Source organism: Gardnerella lacydonensis (genome assembly GCF_048545055.1).
Classification (GTDB): Bacteria; Actinomycetota; Actinomycetes; order Actinomycetales; family Bifidobacteriaceae; genus Bifidobacterium; species Bifidobacterium vaginale_C.
Genome location: NZ_JBKQXT010000001.1, coordinates 72,623 through 95,794, shown reverse-complemented (window position 1 = coordinate 95,794; position 23,172 = coordinate 72,623). Strand labels below are relative to the sequence as shown.

The 23,172-nt window shown below is 37.1% G+C and carries 20 protein-coding genes; 14 read left to right on the top strand and 6 right to left on the bottom strand.

Annotation, left to right across the window (positions count from 1 at the left end):
- Positions 1–17: 17 nt before the first annotated feature.
- The 4 genes from yidC to rpmH are packed head-to-tail and all read right to left on the bottom strand — an operon-like array spanning position 18 to position 2,034.
- On the bottom strand, positions 18–1,025 hold the full coding sequence (gene yidC, locus ACJV45_RS00405) for a membrane protein insertase YidC (protein WP_116692404.1): 1,008 nt from the start codon (positions 1,023–1,025) through the stop codon (positions 18–20).
- Positions 1,025–1,345, bottom strand: a complete 321-nt coding sequence (gene yidD, locus ACJV45_RS00400; RefSeq protein WP_419397385.1) for a membrane protein insertion efficiency factor YidD — start codon at positions 1,343–1,345, stop codon at positions 1,025–1,027. The genes yidC and yidD overlap by 1 nt, the downstream gene beginning before the upstream one ends.
- Positions 1,346–1,351: 6 nt before the next feature.
- A complete protein-coding gene (rnpA, locus tag ACJV45_RS00395; protein ID WP_020761195.1) occupies positions 1,352–1,879 on the bottom strand; it encodes a ribonuclease P protein component in 528 nt (175 codons plus the stop codon).
- Between the two features lie 20 nt (positions 1,880–1,899).
- The gene (rpmH, locus tag ACJV45_RS00390; RefSeq protein ID WP_004114029.1) at positions 1,900–2,034 is read right to left on the bottom strand and encodes a 50S ribosomal protein L34; all 135 of its coding nucleotides are present in this window, start codon (positions 2,032–2,034) and stop codon (positions 1,900–1,902) included.
- 408 nt (positions 2,035–2,442) lie between these two features.
- On the opposite strand from rpmH, the gene dnaA reads away from it, so the two are divergent.
- From dnaA to ACJV45_RS00355, 7 genes are all read left to right on the top strand, one after another.
- Positions 2,443–4,050, top strand: a complete 1,608-nt coding sequence (gene dnaA / locus ACJV45_RS00385; protein ID WP_419397384.1) for a chromosomal replication initiator protein DnaA — start codon at positions 2,443–2,445, stop codon at positions 4,048–4,050.
- A gap of 426 nt (positions 4,051–4,476) precedes the next feature.
- Complete coding sequence (dnaN, locus tag ACJV45_RS00380; RefSeq protein ID WP_004574408.1) at positions 4,477–5,595, top strand: DNA polymerase III subunit beta; 1,119 nt, start codon at positions 4,477–4,479, stop codon at positions 5,593–5,595.
- Positions 5,596–5,605: 10 nt separating this feature from the next.
- Entirely contained in the window at positions 5,606–6,874 is a 1,269-nt protein-coding gene (recF, locus tag ACJV45_RS00375) for a DNA replication/repair protein RecF (protein WP_019261522.1), read from the top strand.
- A gap of 10 nt (positions 6,875–6,884) precedes the next feature.
- The gene (locus ACJV45_RS00370; RefSeq protein ID WP_004120205.1) at positions 6,885–7,376 is read left to right on the top strand and encodes a DciA family protein; all 492 of its coding nucleotides are present in this window, start codon (positions 6,885–6,887) and stop codon (positions 7,374–7,376) included.
- Between the two features lie 150 nt (positions 7,377–7,526).
- Complete coding sequence (gene gyrB / locus ACJV45_RS00365; RefSeq protein WP_419397383.1) at positions 7,527–9,602, top strand: DNA topoisomerase (ATP-hydrolyzing) subunit B; 2,076 nt, start codon at positions 7,527–7,529, stop codon at positions 9,600–9,602.
- A 69-nt stretch (positions 9,603–9,671) separates the two neighbouring features.
- On the top strand, positions 9,672–12,311 hold the full coding sequence (gene gyrA, locus ACJV45_RS00360; protein ID WP_419397382.1) for a DNA gyrase subunit A: 2,640 nt from the start codon (positions 9,672–9,674) through the stop codon (positions 12,309–12,311).
- Entirely contained in the window at positions 12,304–12,795 is a 492-nt protein-coding gene (locus ACJV45_RS00355) for a DUF3566 domain-containing protein (RefSeq protein ID WP_004120190.1), read from the top strand. The genes gyrA and ACJV45_RS00355 overlap by 8 nt, the downstream gene beginning before the upstream one ends.
- A gap of 91 nt (positions 12,796–12,886) precedes the next feature.
- On the opposite strand, the gene mscL is transcribed toward ACJV45_RS00355, so the two are convergent.
- Both mscL and ACJV45_RS00345 read right to left on the bottom strand, forming a co-directional pair.
- Positions 12,887–13,294: a large conductance mechanosensitive channel protein MscL gene (gene mscL / locus ACJV45_RS00350; protein ID WP_004120188.1), complete on the bottom strand. Its 408-nt coding sequence runs from the start codon at positions 13,292–13,294 to the stop codon at positions 12,887–12,889.
- A 13-nt stretch (positions 13,295–13,307) separates the two neighbouring features.
- A complete protein-coding gene (locus ACJV45_RS00345; protein ID WP_419397381.1) occupies positions 13,308–13,988 on the bottom strand; it encodes a phosphatase PAP2 family protein in 681 nt (226 codons plus the stop codon).
- 201 nt (positions 13,989–14,189) lie between these two features.
- Between ACJV45_RS00345 and ACJV45_RS00340 the strand changes: the two genes are divergently transcribed.
- The 7 genes from ACJV45_RS00340 to pknB are packed head-to-tail and all read left to right on the top strand — an operon-like array spanning position 14,190 to position 23,047.
- The gene (locus tag ACJV45_RS00340; protein WP_004114015.1) at positions 14,190–14,882 is read left to right on the top strand and encodes an FhaA domain-containing protein; all 693 of its coding nucleotides are present in this window, start codon (positions 14,190–14,192) and stop codon (positions 14,880–14,882) included.
- Between the two features lie 33 nt (positions 14,883–14,915).
- Positions 14,916–15,440, top strand: a complete 525-nt coding sequence (locus tag ACJV45_RS00335; protein ID WP_004114013.1) for an FHA domain-containing protein FhaB/FipA — start codon at positions 14,916–14,918, stop codon at positions 15,438–15,440.
- Positions 15,441–15,444: 4 nt separating this feature from the next.
- The gene (locus ACJV45_RS00330) at positions 15,445–17,124 is read left to right on the top strand and encodes a PP2C family protein-serine/threonine phosphatase (RefSeq protein ID WP_419397380.1); all 1,680 of its coding nucleotides are present in this window, start codon (positions 15,445–15,447) and stop codon (positions 17,122–17,124) included.
- The gene (locus ACJV45_RS00325) at positions 17,121–18,545 is read left to right on the top strand and encodes an FtsW/RodA/SpoVE family cell cycle protein (RefSeq protein WP_004120179.1); all 1,425 of its coding nucleotides are present in this window, start codon (positions 17,121–17,123) and stop codon (positions 18,543–18,545) included. Before ACJV45_RS00330 ends, ACJV45_RS00325 begins: the two co-directional genes overlap by 4 nt.
- Positions 18,538–20,004 (top strand): peptidoglycan D,D-transpeptidase FtsI family protein, encoded by a 1,467-nt coding sequence (locus tag ACJV45_RS00320; RefSeq protein ID WP_419397379.1) that lies wholly within the window; start codon positions 18,538–18,540, stop codon positions 20,002–20,004. The genes ACJV45_RS00325 and ACJV45_RS00320 overlap by 8 nt, the downstream gene beginning before the upstream one ends.
- On the top strand, positions 20,001–20,966 hold the full coding sequence (locus tag ACJV45_RS00315; protein ID WP_004574398.1) for a serine/threonine-protein kinase: 966 nt from the start codon (positions 20,001–20,003) through the stop codon (positions 20,964–20,966). Before ACJV45_RS00320 ends, ACJV45_RS00315 begins: the two co-directional genes overlap by 4 nt.
- Positions 20,963–23,047 (top strand): Stk1 family PASTA domain-containing Ser/Thr kinase, encoded by a 2,085-nt coding sequence (pknB, locus tag ACJV45_RS00310; RefSeq protein WP_419397378.1) that lies wholly within the window; start codon positions 20,963–20,965, stop codon positions 23,045–23,047. The genes ACJV45_RS00315 and pknB overlap by 4 nt, the downstream gene beginning before the upstream one ends.
- The last annotated feature ends 125 nt before the right edge of the window (positions 23,048–23,172 follow it).

Here is a 23,172-nt window from a genome sequence, read left to right as displayed (position 1 = left end):
TATTCACATATTTTTATCTATTTATTTTTTCGCTTACGTGTAGGCTGCTTGCGCTGGAACCCTTCGGCTTCTCTGCGCTTAGCCTCTTCACGAGCTTGTTGAAGCTTTTCTTCTTCAATAGATGGCAATCCTTCACGTTTACGGCGTTCGGATTCATTCTTATAATCTCGCTTTTCTTTTTCCTCAGCTGCAGGAGAGCCAGGAGTTGGGAAGGCGTACACCTGCCAAATAGAGCGAAGCATATTCATAATGTTGTTTACAAGCCAATAAACAAGCATTGCAAATGGAAGAGCAAATGCAGAGAAAACGTAGATTAATGGGAATCCCCACATCATAAGTTTTTGCATAGTATACTGGGGACCCTGCTTCGATTCTGGCGGAAGATTCTTACGAATATTGTTAAATTGCATGTACCACATTGCAGCACACATCAATATAACAAAGATTACAATAACAACTTTTCCGCCCGCTTGAACCGTCATAAACGTGTCGGAAACACCAACGCCAAACACATGAGTTTTAACAAATTGCTGTGCTGTAGCAATATCAAAAGCGCCAAGAGGAGCATGCTTGCCTCTAGCAATAAATGGTATAACGGAAAGCGTGTACCAAATACTCATAAACGCTGGACCTTGAATCATCATTGGCAGGCAGCTTCCTGCAGGATTTGCGTTGTTTTCTTGATACAGCTTCATCATTTCTCGCTGCATGGCTTCTTTGCTAGCAGGATCGCTTTTACCCTTATACTTTTGCTGAATTTTCTTCATCTTAGGAGCGATTGCTTGCATATTGCGCATACCTTTAATGCTTTTTATAAAAGCAGGGAATATGCACGCATGCACAACAAGCACAAGGAAAACGATTGAAAGTACCCAAGAGAATCCAATTTCATTCATCCCAATAAGAACAAATAGCTTGTGGAAAAGTGACATTACTTGAGTCATAAGCCATTCAACTGGCGTAAGGATTTTATAAAACCATCCCCAAATTCCGTTATCAAGTAAGAAATGATCTTGATTAAACATTAGTTATCCTTGTCTTCGTCAGCCAAGGGAGTTAACCGTGGCTCTTCATGCGCTTTAGACCAGGCGCAACGATAAAAAATTGAATATTTTCGTGGTACGTCGTCAATACTGCAGCTAGTCCATGGTCTACAGCGCAACAGACGTAAAACGGCTAGAATACCACCCTTAAACGCCCCATAGCGGCCAACGGCTTCTATAGCGTATCTTGAGCACGTTGGATAATAACGACAGCAAGCAGGTCTTTTGGCAGAAATCACGCGTTGATACCAGCGAATCGCTTTTATAATCAAATTCGCTACAACACTATTTCTACCGCTCATGACTTATCACTGATCCTGCGAGCCTGCTTTACTATCACTATCTTCGCTAGTTTTTAGGCACATAGTTTGCATGAATTGATTTTGATCTTGAAGATTTTTGGCTATTTTGCCGAAAATCTTTTTGATTTGCTCATTCAACGAATCAAACGAAGATTGTGCAGCAGTAGGTTTTGCACGCAATACTACATCGCAACCATATGGAAGCAACGACTCGTGCTCTTTTGCTATTACCCTAAAACGTCGTTTTACCTTATTTCGAATAACAGCTTTTCCAACTGATTTAGATACAGCAAGACCCAACCTTAAAGCAACATCATTTTTTTGAGGTTGCTTTAAGGTATCACAAAATGCCGCGGGAGTGTTTTCAAAACCCGTGGCAATATCATCTGGACTTACTTTCCTGTCTTCGTTAAGCGCGTCTAACACGGTCACGCATCCACGCATATCATAATGCGCGACGATATCCCGTGAACACACTTTGCGTCGTTTTTTGAGCACCGCAACAAAATCGCGATGGCTTTTCAGCCTATCCATGCTTTACGACGCGTCCCAGCTCAGGCAGAAAGTGTCTTGCGGCCCTTGGCACGACGACGGTTAATCACTGCGCGACCAGCACGCGTACGCATGCGAACGCGGAAGCCGTGCTTCATGTGACGACGACGGTTGTTAGGCTGGAATGTCCTCTTCATAACTAACGCTCCTGTATTTAGCCATGCAAAAGCATGGCTCCGTATGAGTCAAGCTATACCAAATTACTATCACCCCTCACCAAGAGCTAAAATTTTATTAATTATCGTGTTTTAAATAAGTCTTTTAGAATAATTCTTATTCTCTAAATAACTTTATAAATCTATTAAAAAACGTAAATAATTCGTCTTAAAATCGTTGGAAAATGTGGATTACTAAGTTTTACATTATCCACAAATTACACACATGTTATTAACATACAAGTATTTTCAACACGCTAGGCTGTGGATAACTTCTTAGGGTCGGAGTAAACATATTCTACTAGCACTCTTTTCACACATAAACGTGTATTAAAAAATACACTGAGTTGCTAATGTGAAAAGAAAATTACTTTTGATTGGGGGTGTAACATGTCTGAAGCCTTTGAGGATCCTAATGCTCAAGCTGCCATAGTATGGTCTAATACTCTCGCCGTGTTGCGCCATAATGCACTTCTAAGCAATCGGGATAAAAGTTGGTTTGAGAGTGTAAAACCTGAAGCTATTTTTGGAACAACAATTGTTTTATGCGTTTCTAATATTGAAACTCAGCAAGCTCTGCAAAACGAGCTTAGTTCTGCTTTGCTAACTTCTTTGAAAATTTGTACTGGAAAAGACATGTTTCCAGCATTTAAAATTATCCAAAATAGTGAAAAAGAAAATAACAATACTTTACAAAATGTAAGTAATACTTCAAAAACTTCTCAATCGCTAGATAATACTACAAATAATAATTCTAATTCGTCAGATTCTAATGATTCTTCTGATTCTAAAAAAGTTGAATCTTTTTTGGACGATTCTTATGATTCAATTCCTGTGCAGAAAGATTTTGATTACGCAACTGGTTTGAAAACCATGCAAAATACAAATCTCAATGTGCAATCTATTAATCAAAAGCAGACAAATATACCTGCATCAGTTAATAGAGATCCAACAACTCATTTGAATACTTATGCCACTTTTGACACATTTGTTCCTGGCGATTCCAATCGTTTTGCTCGCACAGTAGCATTAGCAGTTGCAGAAGGATCAGGACGTGATTTTAATCCTTTGTGTATTTACGGTGGATCTGGTCTTGGTAAAACCCATTTGCTTAATGCAATTGGAAATTATGCACTTGTTAAAGATTCTTCACTTAAAGTTCGATATATTACAAGCGAAGAGTTTACTAATGAATTTATTGAGGCTTTACAAAATACAAGTCAAAATCAAGGTCAGATTGCTAACTTTAATAGAAAATACCGCGAAGTTGACGTTCTACTAATTGATGATATTCAATTTTTAGGTGGTAAAGAAGCAACGCTTGAACAATTCTTCCACACTTTTAACGCTTTATATCAGGCTAATAAAAGAATAGTAATAGCTTCTGATGTTGCTCCTAAAAATCTTAGGGGATTTGAATCTAGACTTATTTCTAGGTTTGAATCTGGTTTAACAGTAGATATTAAACCTCCTGATTTAGAAACTCGTATTGCTATTTTAAGAATGATGGCTTCTATGAATGGGTCCAATGTTCCTAGTGATGTTTTGGATCTTATTGCGGAACGTTTTACTGAAAATATTCGCGAACTTGAAGGTGCTTTAACTCGTGTTACGGCTGTTGCTTCTCTTAGTAACCAACCAGTTAGTAAGGCTTTAGCTGAGCAAGCCTTACAGGACTTTTTTGCATCCGATATTGAAGTTAGACCAACAGATATCATTGGTCAGGTTGCTCAATATTTCCATATGACTTTTGATGAGATGGTTGGAAGATCAAGAACTAAAAATGTTGCTTTAGCTCGTCAAATTGCAATGTATTTAGCTAGAGAAATGACTAGCATGAGCTTGGTTGATATTGGAGAAGTTTTTGGCGGTAGAGATCATACCACCGTAATGCATGCTTATACCAGAATTAGTGGCGAAATGCAGGAAAAGCAAGAAATTTATAACTATGTAATGGAATTGACTGTTCGTTTGAAACAAAATCCTTCTAAAAAATAGATTTTTGCACAACTTTATTCATAGTTTGTTTATTAAAATAAATAAAGTTATCCACATAGTTAGTAACAAATGTGGGTAAAAGCTGCGGATAACTGGTGGAAAACGCCGTTTAAAAAGTGATTAAATTGTTTTTAACTGCGATAAAAATGTAAATAAGTTAAAAATTAGAAAATCCTGTGGATAACTCCAGCACTTATGCACATACTTCTATTTATGTTATCAACATTTTTAGAATGTGGATAACGGCTTCAAATCAGCAGTCCTTCAACTTTATCCACATGTTAACAACCTTTATTACGTTTACTATTTTATTTTTATCTAATATTCATACTTAATTACTTACTCAACTAACTTTCATAAAATATGATTTTTTAATTGGCAGCATGATATAGAATAAAACACAGATTTAAACAGAAATGAGGAAAAATGAAAGTTGAAGTTAATTCCGCTTCTTTTGCTGATGCAGTAGCTTGGACGACTAGAGTCATAGATTCTAGACCAGCTAATCCTATTCTTGCAGGATTAAAACTAGAAGCAAAAGATGGAATTCTGCAACTTTCTGCTTTTAACTATCAACTATCTAGCAGGCATCATGTTGAAGCTGGAATAGATGAGCAGGGTAGTGTACTCGTATTAGGTAAATTGATGGCAGATATAACTAAATCTTTGCCATCAGAAAAAACCTATTTATCCTCTAATGAAACTACTCTTACTATTTCTTCTGGAAAATCAACTTTTACACTTCAACTAATGCCTGAAGGAGAATATCCTGATTTACCACAAATTCCTGAAAAACTTGGTCAGGTAGATGCTCCTACTTTTGTTCAGGCAGTAGTACAAGCTTCTGTGGCTGTTTCAAGAGAAGAAGATAGACCTGTTTTGACTGGAATTCATGCTCATTTTGAAGATGATTCTGTTACTTTCACTGCTACAGATAGATATCGCCTTGCAAGATCAACTTTTAAGTGGACACCAGAACATTCTGACATAAATACTTCTACTCTAATCAAAGGAAGCATTCTTAGAGATATTTCTCGCTCAATAGATGAACATCAAAATGTTATTGTAAATCTAAACGATAAAGAACCATCTATTCTTGGTTTTGAAAATTCTGGTAGAGTAAGTACTTCTCAACTAATTGATGGAGAATTTCCTTCTGTAGATCGACTTTTTGTTGATGAATATCCTATTCATGCAATTATTAATCGAACAATGCTTATTAATGCTATTAAGCGAGTTGCACTTGTTGCAGAAAAAGATGCTCCTATTTACATGTCTTTCTCTGGAGATGAGTTAACTTTAAGTGCTGGAAATGATTCAGAATCTCAAGCAAAAGAACTTATCGATGTAGACATGGACGGTCAAGATATTATAGTTGCTTTTAATCCTAATTATTTAATTGAAGGTTTGAGCGCTATAAGTGAGCCATTTGTTCATGCAAAAATCACATCTGCAGTTAAGCCTGTTGAATTTAATGGTCAGCAGGAAGCTGATGGCGATGAGTCTATGAATTACAGATATCTTGTTGTTCCAATGCATCCTTAAAGATAAATAAATGTATGTTTCAAGACTTGTACTAGATCATTTTCGTTCTTGGAGTAATTGTGTATTAGACTTTTCTCCAAAAATTAATGTTCTATTTGGCTCAAATGGCTTAGGCAAAACCAATATTGTTGAAGCTATAGAAGTTATTTCTACTGGAACAAGTCATAGAATATCATCTTTGATGCCACTGATAGAGTGCAATAACAGTTGTGCTACTATACGACTTAATGCTAAATATTTTGATAATAATGATTTAGATGAAACTACATATGAGCTTACGATTAATTCAAAAGGAGCTAACAGAGCAAGAATTAATAGTGGAAAATCATTATATATGAAGGACATAGTTGGATTAGTTAAATCAATTTCTTTCACTCCAAGAGATCAAAATTTGATTTTTTCAGATCCTAATATTCGTAGGACTTTTATAGATCAAGCTGGAGCGTTATTAATACCAAATTATTTACAAGTTCTACAAGAATATAATCACATTGCAAAACAACGTGCATATCTTCTTAAAAGTCTATCTAATAATAATTTAGCTAGTTCAACAAATGGATATAATCCTATATCTGATTTGGAAATATGGACGGGTAAATTCATTGAATCAGGAATAATTCTTACAAAAAATCGAAAAAAAATAATAAATTTGTTAAATGAAATTTTTCCTAAAATAGTGGATAAACTTTCACGATCTTCTAATTTTGCTTCGATACAATATAATCCGTCTTTTGAAGAGTTAGAAGTTGAATCAAAAGAAGATTATTTTCCGCAAAAGGCTATAAGCGAGCATTTTCAACGAATTTATGCTGGGGAAGTTGCTAGAGGATACAACCTAATAGGTCCTCATAGAGATGATTTTACAATATTAATAAATAATCATCCTGCAAAAGAATTTGCTTCTAATGGTGAATCATGGACTCTAGCATTAGCTTTAAAAATGGCTTTATTCAAGACTTTGGAAGAAAAAACTAATCAAAAACCAATAGTTATTTTGGATGATGTTTTTTCACAATTAGATGAATCTAGAAGAAAACAGATTTTAGAGTTTGCAAAAGAACAAGAACAAGTTTTTATTACAGTTGCATCCTTAAGCGATATACCAAAAGATGAGAATCTTTCAGAAGAATCATTTATTGATATATCTAAAATAGTAGAAAAAAATAATACTCAAGATGAAGATTTCTTTAATAATAATCTTGACTCTAATCACAAAGATCTATTAAAAGATATTATTAATAATCGAAAAAATAATATCGAAAATAATTCTAATAGTTAAGGGGAAAATAATGAAAATTCCCGTAAATAAATTATTAAAATTAGACACTAGAAAGCTTCCTGAGATTGTTTTTTCTCCTATAGAAAAAAGGGGAGAAAAGAAAACAATAAACGAGCAAAATGCTTATAAAGCTTGGGAAAGTTTTGGAAAACCTGGTAGGGACCCACAAAATCTGTATTCGTTGCTAGGTAATTTTGCTAATCAAAAACATTGGAATGAGCCGCTTGCTATAGCAAGAATGCGAGAAGATTGGTGGAAAATAGTTGGCAGAAGTGCATCTTTAAATTGTTATATTGATCAAATAAAAGACGGTATTTTAATAGTTAGAACAAAATCAAACGTTTGGTATACACAACTTAGCTATTGCAAGCCTATGCTTGAGAAAAAAATATTTGAATATTCAAAAAATATTAATATTAAAGAAGTCAAAATAGTAGGTCCAACATCATTTGATTTAAGTAAAAAATCAAATAATAATAGGTTTATTATTAAGAATCATTAATAAAGCCTCTTACTAAAGAGCGGTCATTATGTGTGTGTAGAATGTCATGTAATGTAGTTAAATCGCTAGAAACCCCTTTTTTGTGCTTTCTAGCGTGTATCGACCTCGTAAATGCCTCATGGCATGAGGTAATGCGGGAAGGGATCTAAAGTGTTAAACACTGAAGATAATTCAATGGAAAATTCTGTTGAAGAACATAAACTCGATGACGCTCAGCTTGATGATTCACTTTCTCCTGAACATTATGATGCTAGCGATCTTCGCGTTCTCGAAGGATTAGAAGCAGTTCGAATCAGACCAGGTATGTACATTGGTTCAACTGGTCCAAGAGGCTTACACCACCTTGTATACGAGATTGTAGATAATTCGGTTGATGAGGCTTTGGCTGGTTATGCTTCTCACATTGAAGTGACAATATTGCCAGACAATGCAATAAAAGTTGTGGATGACGGTAGAGGAATTCCAGTTGACGAAGTACCAGGAGAAGGCGTTTCTGGTGTTGAAACAGTTATGACTAAGCTTCATGCTGGTGGAAAGTTTGGAGGCGGCGGATACGCCGTTTCTGGTGGTTTGCATGGCGTTGGTATTTCTGTTGTTAACGCACTTTCTACACGCGTAGAAATTGAAGTTCGTCGTCAAGGATTCCACTGGACTCAAACTTATGTAGATCAGCATCCTACAGCACCATTGGAAAAAGGAAAGCCAATTGAAGAAGGTGAATCTACTGGTACATCCGTAACATTCTGGCCAGATGGTGCTATTTTTGAAACAACTACATACGATTTTGAAACATTAAGATCTAGATTCCAGCAGATGGCTTTCTTAAACAAGGGATTGAAGATCTCTTTGACTGATTTGCGTAAGCCTGATGAAGCAGGTGACGAAGTCACAGGAGAAAATGAATCAGATAGCGAAGAGAAGCATCAAAGCGTTAGCTACAAGTATGATCACGGAATTAAAGATTACGTTGACTACTTGGTTAAATCTCGAAAAGCTGTTCCAGTAGAGCCAGATGTTATTGATTTTGAGGCTGAAGACCTTGAGATTGGTATTTCTGCAGAAATTGCTATGCAATGGACTGTTGCCTATTCGGAAGCGGTTCACACTTTTGCAAACACGATTTCTACTACAGAAGGTGGTACTCACGAAGAAGGCTTCCGTGCAGCGCTTACATCTCTTGTAAATCGTTATGCTCGAGAAAAGAATATCTTAAAGGAAAAAGATACTAATCTTTCTGGTGATGACGTTCGCGAAGGATTAACAGCGGTTGTTTCAGTAAAGCTTACAACTCCACAGTTTGAAGGTCAGACTAAAACCAAGCTTGGTAATTCAGAGGCTAAAACCTTTGTTCAGCGAGTAATGACTGAAAAGCTTGGAGATTGGTTTGACGCTCATCCAAGTGAAGCAAAGAACATTATTCAAAAAGCAATTGAAGCTTCTCGTGCGCGTATTGCAGCTAAGAAAGCTCGCGAAAATACTCGTAGAAAGTCAATCTTTGAAACAGCTGGAATGCCAGATAAATTGAAGGATTGCCAGTCTAATAATCCAGAAGAATGCGAGCTGTTTATAGTGGAGGGTGATTCCGCAGGTGGCTCCGCAATTCAAGGACGAGATCCTATTACGCAAGCAATTTTGCCTTTGCGCGGTAAGATTTTGAATACTGAGCGCGCTTCAATTGATCGAATGATGAAGTCAGAAACTATTGAATCTTTAATAACTGCTGTTGGTGGCGGTTATGGTGAAGACTTTGATTTAAGTAAGGTTCGATATCACAAAGTCATTATTATGGCTGATGCTGATGTTGATGGTGCTCATATTGCTACATTGAATTTAACACTGTTCTTCCGTTATATGCGTCCAATGATTACAGCAGGATATGTCTATGTTGCTATGCCACCTCTTTACCGTTTGAAGTGGAGCAAGGGAGCACATGACTTTGTTTATACCGATGCTGAGCGTGATCGAGTTCTTGCAGAAGGTAAAGCTGCAGGCAGACAACTTCCTAAAGGCGAAGGTATTCAGCGATACAAGGGCTTGGGTGAGATGAGTTATCAGGAGCTGTGGGAAACAACTATGGACCCTGAACACAGAATCTTAAAGCAAATTCATATTGAAGATGCTGCTAGAGCTGATGAGACATTCTCAATGCTTATGGGAGACGAAGTGGAACCTCGTAGGCTCTTTATTCAGCGAAATGCTCATGATGCAAGATTTATTGATGCTTAAAAATAGTTAATAAATCAACGTAAAAATAAAGCAAAATAAACTTTAAAAGCTAAATAAGAAGGAATAGCAGTGGTAGACGAAATAAACGCCGCTAATGATGGTGAATATAGAGATCAGTTGCCTGATGGGTCTATGGAACCACAAAGTCCGCAAGAATCAGATAGTACTGATTATGGCTTAATGAAAGGTGCTCGCGTAAAGCACATGGATTTGCAGCAGGAAATGCGCGAATCATATCTTGCTTATGCACTTTCTGTTATTGTTGAACGCGCTTTGCCAGATGTTCGTGATGGTTTGAAGCCTGTTCATCGCCGCGTTATTTATGCTATGTATGACGGTGGCTATAGGCCTGATCGCGGATATAACAAGTGCTCTCGTGTTGTTGGTGATGTTATGGGTAAGTATCACCCTCATGGTGATTCTGCTATTTACGATACTTTGGTGCGTATGGCTCAGTCTTGGTCAATGCGCTATATGCTTGTTGATGGTCAAGGAAACTTTGGTTCTCCAGGTGATGATCCTGCAGCAGCAATGCGTTATACGGAATGCCGAATGGCGCCTCTTGCTATGGAAATGGTTCGAGATATTGACAAAGATACTGTTGATTTCTTACCAAACTACGATGGTAAAACTCAAGAGCCTACTGTTTTGCCATCTCGTTTTCCGAATCTTTTAGTTAATGGTTCTGCTGGTATTGCTGTTGGTATGGCAACCAATATTCCACCTCATAATATGCGTGAGGTTGCCGATGGCGTACATTGGGCTTTGGATCACCCAGATGCTAGTAATTCCGAGCTTCTTGAAGCTTTAATTCAGAGGATTAAAGGTCCAGATTTTCCTACCGGAGCTACAATCTTAGGTCACAAGGGAATTGAGCAAGCGTACCGTACGGGCCGCGGCTTAATTACAATGCGCGCTGTTGTTAATACAGAGGAAATTAAGGGACGTATGTGCTTGGTTGTTACTGAGCTTCCGTACCAAGTTAATCCTGATCGTTTAGCTGCTTCTATTCGTGAAGCTGTGCGAGATGGCAAGATTCAAGGCATTGCAGATATGCGCGATGAAACGTCTGGTCGTACTGGTCAGCGTTTGGTGCTTGTTCTTAAGCGAGATGCTGTTCCAAAAGTTGTTTTGAACAACTTGTATAAGCATTCGCAATTGCAGCAAACTTTCGGCGCAAATATGCTTGCGCTTGTTGATGGTGTGCCGCGCACTTTGAGTTTGGATGCGTTTATTCGTCATTGGGTAAGTCATCAGCTTGAAGTAATTGATAGGCGTACACGCTACTTAAAGCGAGAGGCTGAAGAGCGAGATCATATTTTGCAAGGCTACTTAAAAGCTTTGGATATGATCGATGAAGTTGTTGCTTTAATTCGTTCATCTAAAGATGTTGATACTGCTCGCACTGGTTTGATGAATTTGCTTGATGTTGATGATGTTCAAGCAGATGCTATTCTTGCAATGCAGCTTCGTAGACTTGCAGCTTTGGAACGTCAGAAGATTCTCGACGAACATGAAGAATTAATGCGCAAGATTGAAGATTACAATGATATTCTTGCAAGCCCAGAACGTCAGCGCAAAATTGTTGGCGATGAGCTTGATGAAATTGTTGCTAAATATGGCGATGAGCGCAGAACTAGAATTCTTCCATTCTCGGGTGAAATGAATGTTGAAGATCTTATTGCCGAAGAAAACGTTGTTGTAACAGTTACTCGCGCAGGCTATATTAAGCGTACTAAGGCAGACGAGTATCGTGCTCAGCATCGTGGTGGTAAAGGAATTAAAGGCGCTAAATTGCGTGAAGATGATGTAGTTGATCACTTCTTCTTAACTTCTACACACAATTGGTTGTTGTTCTTTACTAATCGCGGACGCGTTTACAGGATTAAAGCGTATGAACTTCCAGAAGGATCTCGCGATTCTAAAGGTCAGCATGTTGCTAATTTGCTTCAATTTGCTCCTGGAGAAACAATTCAAGCAGTATTATCAATTCCAAATTATGATGTAGCAAAGTATTTGGTTTTGGCAACTCGTTCTGGAAAAGTTAAGAAAACTGCTTTACAAGAATATGATTCTCCGCGTCAAGGCGGTTTGATTGCTGTTCGACTAATGACAAACGAAGAAACAGGCGAACCTGCTGATGAGTTGATTGGTGCAGCTTTGTGCAATCCAGAAGACGACATTATTCTTGTTTCTAAGCTTGGAATGAGCCTTAAATTTAGGGCAGATGATGAGCAACTTCGACCAATGGGTCGCCAAACTGCAGGCGTTCAAGGTATGCGATTTAGAGAAGGCGATGAATTACTTGATATGGATGTTGTATCTGTAGAAACAAGTAAAGATCTTCTCGTTGTTACAAACGAAGGATTTGCTAAGCGAACTGCTATTGAAGAGTATCGTTTGCAAGGAAGAAACGGATACGGTGTTAAAGCTGTTCAACTTGCAGAAGGTCGCGGTTCTTTGGTTGGTGCCTTGATTGTTGAAGAAACAGATCAAGTAATGGCAATTATGAAGTCTGGTAAGGTAATTCGCTCTGATGTTAACGAGGTTAAGCGTACTGGTAGAACAACTCAAGGCGTGACTTTAGCTAAGCCAGATAAGGGTGACGAAATCATCTCTATAGCTCGTAATGAGGAAAGAGACGATGAAAGTGACAATAAGAATGAAGAAGTAGAAGAAAATACTAGCAGAAGGAACTTAGATGAGTGAGGATTTTGAAACATCCAATAGCAAAGTTAATGGCGAATCTAACACTAATTCTCCAAGAACAATTGGTGGAACAGCTAGTTTTGAATCTAATGGTTATGCCAAGAGAAAAACTAGTCAGCCGCGTGCTAGAAGAATGAGTCTTTCCTTAGTTAGGGTAGATGCGTGGTCTGTTGCAAAAGTTACTTTTCTTCTTAGCGTAGCTGGAGGAATAATTCAAGTAATTGCAGCAGGATTAGTTTGGCTATTTCTAAACATGGTTGGTGTCTTTGATCAAGTAACTCAGATCGTTTCATCAACAGGTTTGGATAGCAACGGTTTTAATCTTGCTGACGTATTCTCTCTTCCAACAATTTTAAGTGCTGTAACAATTCTTTCTGTTGTGGAAATAGTTATTTTAACACTACTTTCTGCAATTGGTGCTTTGCTATATAACGTTGTTGGTTCATTAGTTGGTGGAATCCATCTAACTCTTGGCGATGATTAAAATAAGTGATTTAAAATAAAATAATCAAAAATTCCCCCGCTAATCTTATTTAGATTAGCAGGGGAATTTTTAAATTAAAATCAAAGCATTTTTACTTAGAAACAGAATCTCTAATATCTTCCAATACTTTAATCATTTTTTCTTCACGTTCTTTGCGTTTTTCTTCATCTGTTTTTTCTTTTTCAATATTTAAGAAATTAACACCCATTTCTCTCAATTTGTTAATAGGCAAAACAATGAAAAAGTAAACAGCTACAGCAATAATAAGGAAATTTAATACAGATCCAATAACAGCACCAAACGAAATAGTTGCACCATTTATTGTTATTGTTAGAACACCATCTAAATCTGGTTTTCCACAAATTATTGCTATAAGAGGATTAATAATATTTTTAACTATTGAATTAACAACTGCTGTAACAGCACCGCCCATAACAACACCGACTGCCATGTCGATAACGCTGCCACGAGAAATAAATTTTTTAAAACCATTAAACATTGTTTATTTACCTTTATCTTTTTAATATTTTTCTATTAATAAAACTACTGTTTTTAAAGAAATCAAGATTATACATAACTAATATTGGATACATTATTGCAGAAGTTATAACGTCAGTAGGGAAGTGAGCTGCAACAACAAGCCTAGAAAGAGCCACTATTACAACAACAACAATGCTTATTATCAAGCCAAGTTTTAACAATGATTTATTAGATACATAAAGAATCATAAGAATCATAGCGCAAATTGCAACAGCTGCTGCAGTATGACCACTTGGGAAACTTGGATCTGGTGGAAGTTTAACCTTTACTCCAATAAAAGGCCTAGGTCTATGAACTATGAATTTAATTGCAAAAATATAAACCATAGGCAAAAGAGAAATAACAAGTTGTGTAAGAGTTAGACGCCAATTTCTTTTAATAAAGTAAGAAATAATAGATAAAACAAGAAGTATGACTATGCAACATTTTGTAGAAAAAATTATTGCAAGAATCTTTGAAATAGACATTATGAAAGATGGGGAATAATTATGGAAAAATGCAACGATGCCTGTTTCTAAAGATCTTTCCTCACTCATAACAAGCAGCCCTTTACCAATGCAAGGGATTAGAATGGCAAGAAGTAAAATAATAGAAGACTTCTTATTGTTTACTATTTTTTGCCAAAAGTCATAAAATTGATTTTTTTGATTCATAGTTAAAGATTACACTTAGAAATATATATGATAAATATGTATTATGAGAGTATGTGTTAATTCATTTAAATGGATGATTTGATGGATGATTTTGTAATATAAAAGAATATTGATTAAAACAAGTATTAATATACGAATGTAATAAGTTGAACACCGTACGAGGTGACGAGTAGTATGAAGAAAAGATAGAAAGGGTTTACAATGAGCATGCTTGACCGACTTGAGAAGAGCGTTGAAGGTGCAATGAACGGGGTCTTCGCAAAATTCGGCTCTAAAGACTTGCAGCCTGTTGATCTTTCCAGTGCATTAGAGCGAGAGATTGATAATCAATCTATGCCAATTGATCGCGATCGTACAGTTGCTCCGAATGAATATCACTTTAAACTTAGTACGCCAGATTTTGATCAGCTTGGTAGTGAAGCGTTAGCTAACGAGCTTGCAGATAATCTTACACAATATGCAAAAAGCCAGCATTATGCATTTGTTGGACCTGTTGCAGTTATTTTTGAAGAAGACACAGATCTTGCTAAAGGTAATTTCAATTTGATTTCTGACTCTGTTCCAGGAAATGCTGTTCCTGTAACAACTCAAGAGCAGTCAGAAAATCATCCAATGCTTGAAATTAATGGAAATAGATATTTGTTAACAAAAGATCGCACGATATTAGGCAGAGGATCTGGCTGCGATATTGTTATTGACGATCCTGGTATTTCTCGTCGTCATCTTGGAATAGATATTACGCCTGATGGTGTTATTGCTAGAGATCTTGGTTCTACTAATGGAACTTATGTTGAAGGACATCAAACTCCAGCAGCAACACTTTTAGATGGAAATACTATAACTATCGGACGTACTCGTATTTTCTATTGGGCTTCATCGCAGGATCAGGAGTAATAGACGAATACATAAAGAGATACGAGTACGCGCATGATATTAACCGAGTTAACTTTTGCTATACTTAAGTACAGTTTCTTAGTACTTTTGTGGGTATTCGTGTGGTTTGCTGTTCGTTCTCTTCGTAGAGATATTGAGATTTTTAGTCCTAAAAAGTCTCGTTCTTTTAAGAATAAGTATCGTCGTAAGCCAAGTAATTCAAGTAGTGAAAATAATCAAAATAATATAGTTTCTAGGAATGAAGAATCTAATAAACTTTCAGAAAATCCTACTTTACTTGTTATTATTGATGGTCCTTTGGCTGGTTCATCCTTCCCTCTTGAACCATCTGGTGTAACTCTTGGAAGATCGGCAAACAATACTGTAGTTTTAAATGACGAATTTGTGTCGTCTCATCATGCTCGCGTTTATTTTAATCAATCTGTAAAATCTTGGGTACTCGAAGATTTGGGCAGTACTAATGGAACTATGATTGGTCATAATAGAGTTAATGAACCAGTCGTTTTGCAACCACGCACTTCTGTACGAATTGGCGCAACAATGTTTGAATTGAGGTGATTATATGACACAATTAAATTCAGACATTGATAGTAGAAATTCCGATACTATAAATAATTCTTTAAATAATAAAAACACTAATCGAGATGAAGAAAATAATTTTAATAAAGCTTCATTTATTGATAAAGCGTTGTTTATGTATTCAACTGCTGTTAGTGATGTTGGTACAGTTCGTAGTAATAATCAAGACTCAGCGTTCGCAGGAGAGCGTTTAGCATCTATTTGTGACGGTATGGGTGGTCATGCTGGTGGAGATACAGCGTCTACTATTGCAATAAGATCTTTAGCTCATATTGAGCAGGATTCAAGACCAAATGATGTAAAAGCTGTTTCTTCTATGATGGAAACATCAATTATGGCAGCTCACGACGCGATTGTTGGAAAAGCAAAGCGTGAAAGACGACTTGCTGGAATGGGAACGACAGTAACAGCTGTTTCTTTAGTAAACGGATACTGGGTTCTTGCACATTTAGGTGATTCTAGAGCATACTTGTTGCGAGATAATCATCTTATAAGAATGACTTGTGACCATAGTTATGTTCAACATTTAATTGATACTGGTCATATTACTCCAGAAGAAGCAAGAAATCATCCACAGCGCAATGTTGTTATGCGAGTATTAGGTGATTTTGATATTGATCCACGCCCAGATATGGCAATTCGATTAGCTCATCCTTCAGATCGCTGGTTGCTTTGTTCAGATGGAGTATGTGGAGTATTAGAAGATTCCACTATTCAAGAAGTTATGAGCAGCGTATCTAATCAAGAAGAATGTGCTCAAAAACTTGTTTCAATGGCTCTTAAAGCTGGAAGTACCGATAATGCCACAGCTGTTATTGCGGATGCAACTTTGGCACTAGACGCAGATGCGTTTGATTTGCCTCACCAAACACCATTGATTGGCGGTGCTGCAAGTAAGGATTTGGAATCAATAGCAGATATTGTTAATAAGGCAGTATCTTCTACACCAGTGTTGCGAGAAGGTAAAAATTCGCCTGCTCAAAGAGCCGCTGCTCTTATACAAGATGGTGAAAAGTCGAGTGAAAAAGATGTTGAAAAAGTTGAGACAACTCGTTTAGTTCAGCCTTCTCACTTAAGAAATGAAGAAGAACTTAGGTCTACAGATACAAATGAGATTCCTATTGTAAAAAAGAAGAATGGAAGAATCTCAACTGATCCTAGAGACCCAGATGTTGCTAGAGCTGTAAAAAGAGAACAAGCTGAAGCACACAAAGCAAATAAGATTAGAAAAAGATGGATGAGAATAGGAGTTGCTTTCGCAATACTTGTAGTATGCGCTATTGTTGCTTCTGGAGCATATTTTGTATATTCGTGGACTCAAAAGCAGTATTACATTGGTAAAGGTAACGATAGAGTAGTTATTTACCAGGGTGTTCCTACAAATATTTTTGGTTTAGAACTTTCGCATCAGATCGAAGAAACAGATATAAGAGTAAAAAACCTAGATAAATCTTGGCAAGATCAGCTCGATGAAGGAATAAGTTTTAGCAGTCTTAAAGAAGCTAGAGGACACGCAAAATTAATAAGACGTGAAATGCGTGCCAGAGAGATTGAAAAACGCACTAATAAACAAAAAAGTGCTAAATCTAGTTTAGACGATAAAGATGGCAATAATAGTGGAGTTGTAAATTCAGACTCTGATTCAGGGGGTAAAACCTCATGAATATGTTGAGTATTAGGATTAAACAAATTTCTCTACTTCTGTTTTCCATAATTATATCTTCATTAGCATTTTTGCAGATGTTTTTGAGGATTAACGGATATATTCCAGCAGATTATATTGGAATGCTTACTTTTACAACAGCCTTATACTTGGTTCTATGGGGAGTTTTAATAGTAAAAAAACCTTATTGTAGTCAAGTTATATTGCCATGTATGCTTCTGCTTACAACTATCGGCACAGTACTGATTGCTAGGATAGATAAACAGCACAATACAGATATTGCTATGAAACAGCTTATATGGGTTTGTGTTGCTCTTGTTTTGTCAATAATTTTTGTGCTTGTTCTTGAAGATTACAGAATACTTAGACGCTTCTCGTACGTAAGCATGATAATAGGTCTTATATTGTTACTATCTCCAATGCTTCCTATAGTTGGTAAGGAAATTGGCGGAGCAAGAATATGGATCGGTTTTGGTAATCACACTCTTCAACCTGGAGAATTTGCAAAGTTATTCTTAGCATTCTTCTTTGCAGCATATTTGTTTGACCATAGAGACAGGCTTGCTGTTGGCGGAAAAAAGATTTTAGGCGTGCATCTTCCGCGATTTAAAGACATGGGTCCTATCGCACTTGTTTGGGCTGCATCAATGTGCGTTCTTGTTGTACAACACGATTTAGGAACATCTTTAATGTTCTTCGCAATGTTTGTTTCTATGTTGTATGTTGCCACAGGTAGAAAAGGTTGGCTTGCAATTGGATTTATAGCATTCATGATTGGATGCTTTGTAGCTGTTAAATTATTTGCTCACGTGCAATATAGAGTAGATGCTTGGCTTAACCCGTATGACCCAGTTGTTTACAATAGATTCCCAGGTGGTTCTGCTCAGATTGTTACAGGATTATTTGGATTGGCAGCTGGTGGTGTTACAGGAACCGGATTAGGGCAAGGTCACCCATCTTTGACACCTCTTGCTAATTCTGATTTTATTTACGCTTCAGTTGGTGAAGAATTAGGATTGACGGGTTTGTTCATAGTATTAATGCTTTACTTGATTATTATTGCTTCGGGTATGATAACGGCAATGAAAATCAAGGATGGTTTTGGAAAACTCCTTGCATCTGGTTTAGTTTTTACAATGGCTTTCCAAGTTTTTACTGTTGTTGGGGGTATTACTCTTGTAATTCCTTTAACTGGTTTAACAATGCCATATATGGCTGCTGGAGGATCCTCATTAGTGGCAAATTATTTGCTTGCTGCTATTTTGATTGTTATCTCTAATGCTGCAAATAAGCCTGAAACTGCTGTTATGTCTGATACTTTCCAATACGAAGCTTTAGCTGCCTTAAGAGAACGAGAACTTAGGGAGAGAGAAAATAAAGCCTCTGATCTTAAAGAAGATGGAGGTGAAAGTTATGAATAAATGTTTAAAAGAGCTTTTTACTGCAGTAATAATATTATTCGTAATACTTTGTGTTTCTAGTACCTACATAACTTCTATAAAAGCAAACGAGTTAAATTCGGATCCTAGAAATAGACGAGCACTATACCATGAATTTGGGTCTCCTAGAGGAGCAATACTTGCGTCTGATGGAACAGTATTAGCGAAATCTGATCCATCTAAAGATGCTTTTGTTTATCAGCGTTCATATTTCAATGGTGAAGTTTATGCTTCGATTACAGGATATTATTCAATAAGTCAAAGAGCTGATAGAGGAATAGAAGCGTCAAGGAATGAGCTTTTAAGTGGACAGTCAGATGCTTTATTCCTTCAAAAGTTTAAGTCATTGTTTACTGGAGCAGAAAATAGGGGTGCTTCAATAGAAACATCTATTAACACTAAGCTTCAGACTCTTGCATATAATCTACTAAAAAATAAAGAAGGTGCTTTAGTTGCTATAGAGCCAAAAACTGGACGAATACTAGCAATGGTTAGCACTCCAAGTTACAATCCTTCACTTCTTGCTTCTCACAATGTTTCTTCTGTAAATAGGTCTTACAAGGATCTTATATCTAATATTTATAATCCGATGCTTAATCGTTCCATTTCTGAACTGTATGCACCAGGATCTACTTTAAAAACACTTATTGCTGCTGCAGCATTAGAATCTGGAAAATATGATTTAAATACTCAGATTCCGGCTGGTTCAAGCTACACTCTTCCTGGAACTCGAACACATTTAACAAATGTTGTTGTTCCCGCAAATGGAGTTAACGGACAAATATCATTTGAAGATGCTTTAGCTTATTCTTCAAATACTGCTTTTGCACAGTTAGGAATATCGTTAGGGTCTGACGCAATAATAAAGCAAGCTAAGAAATTTGGATTCTTTAGCTCATTTACTTTAGATGGATCAGATTCAACTGGTTTCCCTATGAGAGTAGTAACATCATTACTTTCTACTAAACCATCTCAAGATAAATTAGCTCTAGAATCTATAGGTCAAGGAGATGCAAAGATTACTACGCTTCAAAATGCTATGATTGCGTCGGCTATAGCTAATAACGGAACTCTTATGAAACCAACTTTGGTTGATTGCGTAAGATCTAGTGATTTGTCTGTTATATCGCAAACAAATCCTACTGTTATGAGCCAAGCTATTAGTGCACAGACAGCTGCAAAACTTAATAGTATGATGCAAAGTGTAGTAGTTAAAGAAAATTCAAATCTTTCTCTACCAAATATTCATGTTGCAGCAAAAACTGGAACAGCGCAGATTGGTGTAAAAAATCAGTCTGCAAATGGGTGGGTAATTGGATTTGCCCCAGCAGAAGACCCTAAAATAGCTATAGCAGTAGTAGTTCATAATGCGAACACATATGGAACTTATACTGCAGGACCTATTATGAAACAGGTGATGAAGGAGGCTCTTAAGCAATGAAACTTGTTGAAGGACAATTAGTTCATCATCGATATAGGTTAGATAGACGTCTTGCACAAGGCGGTATGGGCGAGGTATGGAAAGGTTTTGACATACAGCTCGGCAGGATTGTAGCAATTAAAGCTCTTAGAACAGATACCAACAACGTTGAAGCTAAATTGCGTAGACTTCGTGCAGAAGCACATAATTCAGCCAATTTAGCGCATCCTAATATTGCGGCATTATTTGATTATTATGAGCATGATGGTATTGGCTTCCTGATTATGGAGTATGTGCCTAGTAAATCTTTAGCAGACTTGTATCATAAAGAAAAAACTGTGGAACCAACTCGTTTGCTTCCTATTCTTATTCAAACAGCTAGAGGTCTTTTTGTAGCTCATTCTCATGGTGTTATACACAGAGACGTTAAACCAGCAAACATTATGGTTTCTGACACTGGAAGCGTAAAAATAACAGATTTTGGTGTTTCTTATTCTAGTGATCAAGAACAAATAACCCAAGATGGAATGGTAGTAGGAACGGCTCAATATATTTCTCCAGAACAAGCTCAAGGAGAACAAGCTACTGCTCAATCTGACATATATTCTCTCGGAGTCGTTGCTTACGAAGGACTTTGTGGACACAGACCATTTACTGGAGCTACGCCTGTAGATATTGCAGCAGCTCATGTTAACGATCCTGTTCCACCTCTTCCAGATAGTGTTGATATCCAATTAAGACAATTTGTAATGTCAATGCTTTCTAAGAATCCAAAAGACAGACCTAAAGATGCTCTAGTAGTGTCAAAAGTTCTTTCAAAAATAGAAAGAAGACTTTTAGATCAGCAAACAGAATTTAATAATAAAAACTCAATACCTTCTTCCGCTGTTCAGCGTCCTGCTCGTAGCGTGAGAAGTGTTCCAAAAACTCAAGTGAATATTATTAACATTTTAAACAATAACAACCGCAAGGAGCAGCAATGAGTAACACAATGCCTACCTCATTAGCGAATGGACGGTACCAATTAGGTGAATTAATTGGTCGTGGCGGAATGGCCGAGGTGAGAATCGCAGAAGATAAACGTCTTGGTCGTACTGTTGCGGTTAAAATTATGCGTTCTGATCTGGCAAATGATGAGATTTTCTTATCGAGATTCCGCAGAGAAGCACATTCAATTGCTCAGATGAACAATCCTAACATAGTTAATATTTATGATTCTGGAGAAGAATCTGTAGAAGATGACAATGGTGTAGAAGAGCATCTGCCATATCTTGTTATGGAATATGTTAAGGGTAAAACTTTACGCGATATTCTTAAAATGAATGGTGCTTTGAGTCAAAGAGACTCTGAGCAGGTTATGCTCGGAGTTCTTAATGCTCTTGAGTATTCGCACAGAATGGGTGTAATTCATAGGGATATTAAGCCTGGAAATATTATGATTTCCGAGCAGGGCATTGTCAAAGTTATGGATTTTGGAATCGCTAGGGCATTGGACGATTCTGCAACAACAATGACACAATCACAGGGTGTGGTTGGAACTGCTCAATACTTGTCTCCTGAACAGGCTCGTGGAGAACAAGTAGATATGAGATCTGACTTATATTCTGCTGGCTGTGTTTTATATGAGATGCTAACTGGTAGACCTCCTTTTACGGGTGATTCAGCTGTTGCAATTGCGTATCAGCATGTGTCTGAGGTTGCAACGCCATTAAGTACGCTTGTTCCTGGTCTTCCTGTTATGTGGGATAAAATTTGTGCCAAAGCAATGGCGAAGGATCGTCAGAATAGGTATGCAACTGCAGCAGAATTTAAAAATGACATATTGGCTTTTATGAATGGTGGTGTTCCTGTTGCTGCAGCATTTAATCCTCTGACGGATTTGGCTAATATGCGTGCTAGAAAGCAGGCTGAGCAGAATGCTGCAACACAAGCAATGAACAATGCTGATACTGCATCAACACAAAGCTTTGGTGCTATTACAGGTCAATTTGAGCCTTATACTCAAAATACTGGTTATAACACTAGAGCAGCGCAGCTTGCAGCTAATAGAGCAAAAAGAAGTAAGAGAATTGTTATTACTTCCGTTATATCTGCTGTAGTTTGTGCAATTGTTGTTGCTGGAATTTTATTGGTTTTGAATCGCAGTAAACTTGCTGGAGAAGTTGTAGTTCCTACATTTACAGAAACAACAACGCAGGATGCTGCTCGCGAAAAGTTGCGAGCTCTTGGTCTTATCCCAGATATTTTGGAAGATGATAAATCTTCTCAACCAGAAGGAACTTTTACCAAGCAGCTTCCTAAAGGTGGAGCTAAGGTTTCTTCAGGATCTAGAGTAAGCGTATGGTTCTCTGTAGGTCCACAGTCTACTAAGGTTCCAGATGTTACTGGTAAATCGCAAGATGTAGCACGTAAAGCTCTTGAACGTGCTGGATTTAAGATATCTAATGTTCGTGTAGAAGATAGCACGGAAGTTAAGAAGAATCACGTTACTCGTACAGATCCTTCTGCAGATTCGTTTGCAGATAAGGGATCTATGGTTACCTTATACATTTCTTCTGGTCTTACAAAGATTCCTGATGGTTTAGTTGGACAATCTAAGGATGTTGTAACAAGCGAATTGCAAAATCTTGGTTTTACTGTAAATGTTGTTGAGGAAGAATCTGATACTGCATCTGAAGGAACTGTGACTAAGATGAACCCGTCTTCTGGAGCTGCAGTAAAGCCTCATAGCTCTGTAACAGTATATGTTTCTAAAGGAAAGCCTAAGGTTGAAGTTCCTCGTTTGGCTGTTGGCACTGTAACTTTCAAGCAGGCTAAACAAGTATTGGAAGCAAAAGGTTTTAAGGTTGTCGCATCTGATGCATCAGCTAAAGATGATGACATAGTTACTGGAATGTCTGAAAAAGAAGGATCAAAGATTGACAAAGGTTCAACAATCACTTTGACTGTGAAATCTTCTACTCCTCCGTCAGATACTACAAAGCCAGGTACTGGATTAGACTTGAATAAACCTTCTACTGAAGACCCGTCTACATCTACTACAACAACAGATACAGGTTTGTAAAAAACATAAAGCCAGTAAGTTTAATAAGCTTACTGGCTTTTTTATATTCTTCTTTATATTCTTTTTTATATTAATTAAGTGCATGTTTAGTATCTACGTGTTTTAGTTAGTTTGCATATAAACTA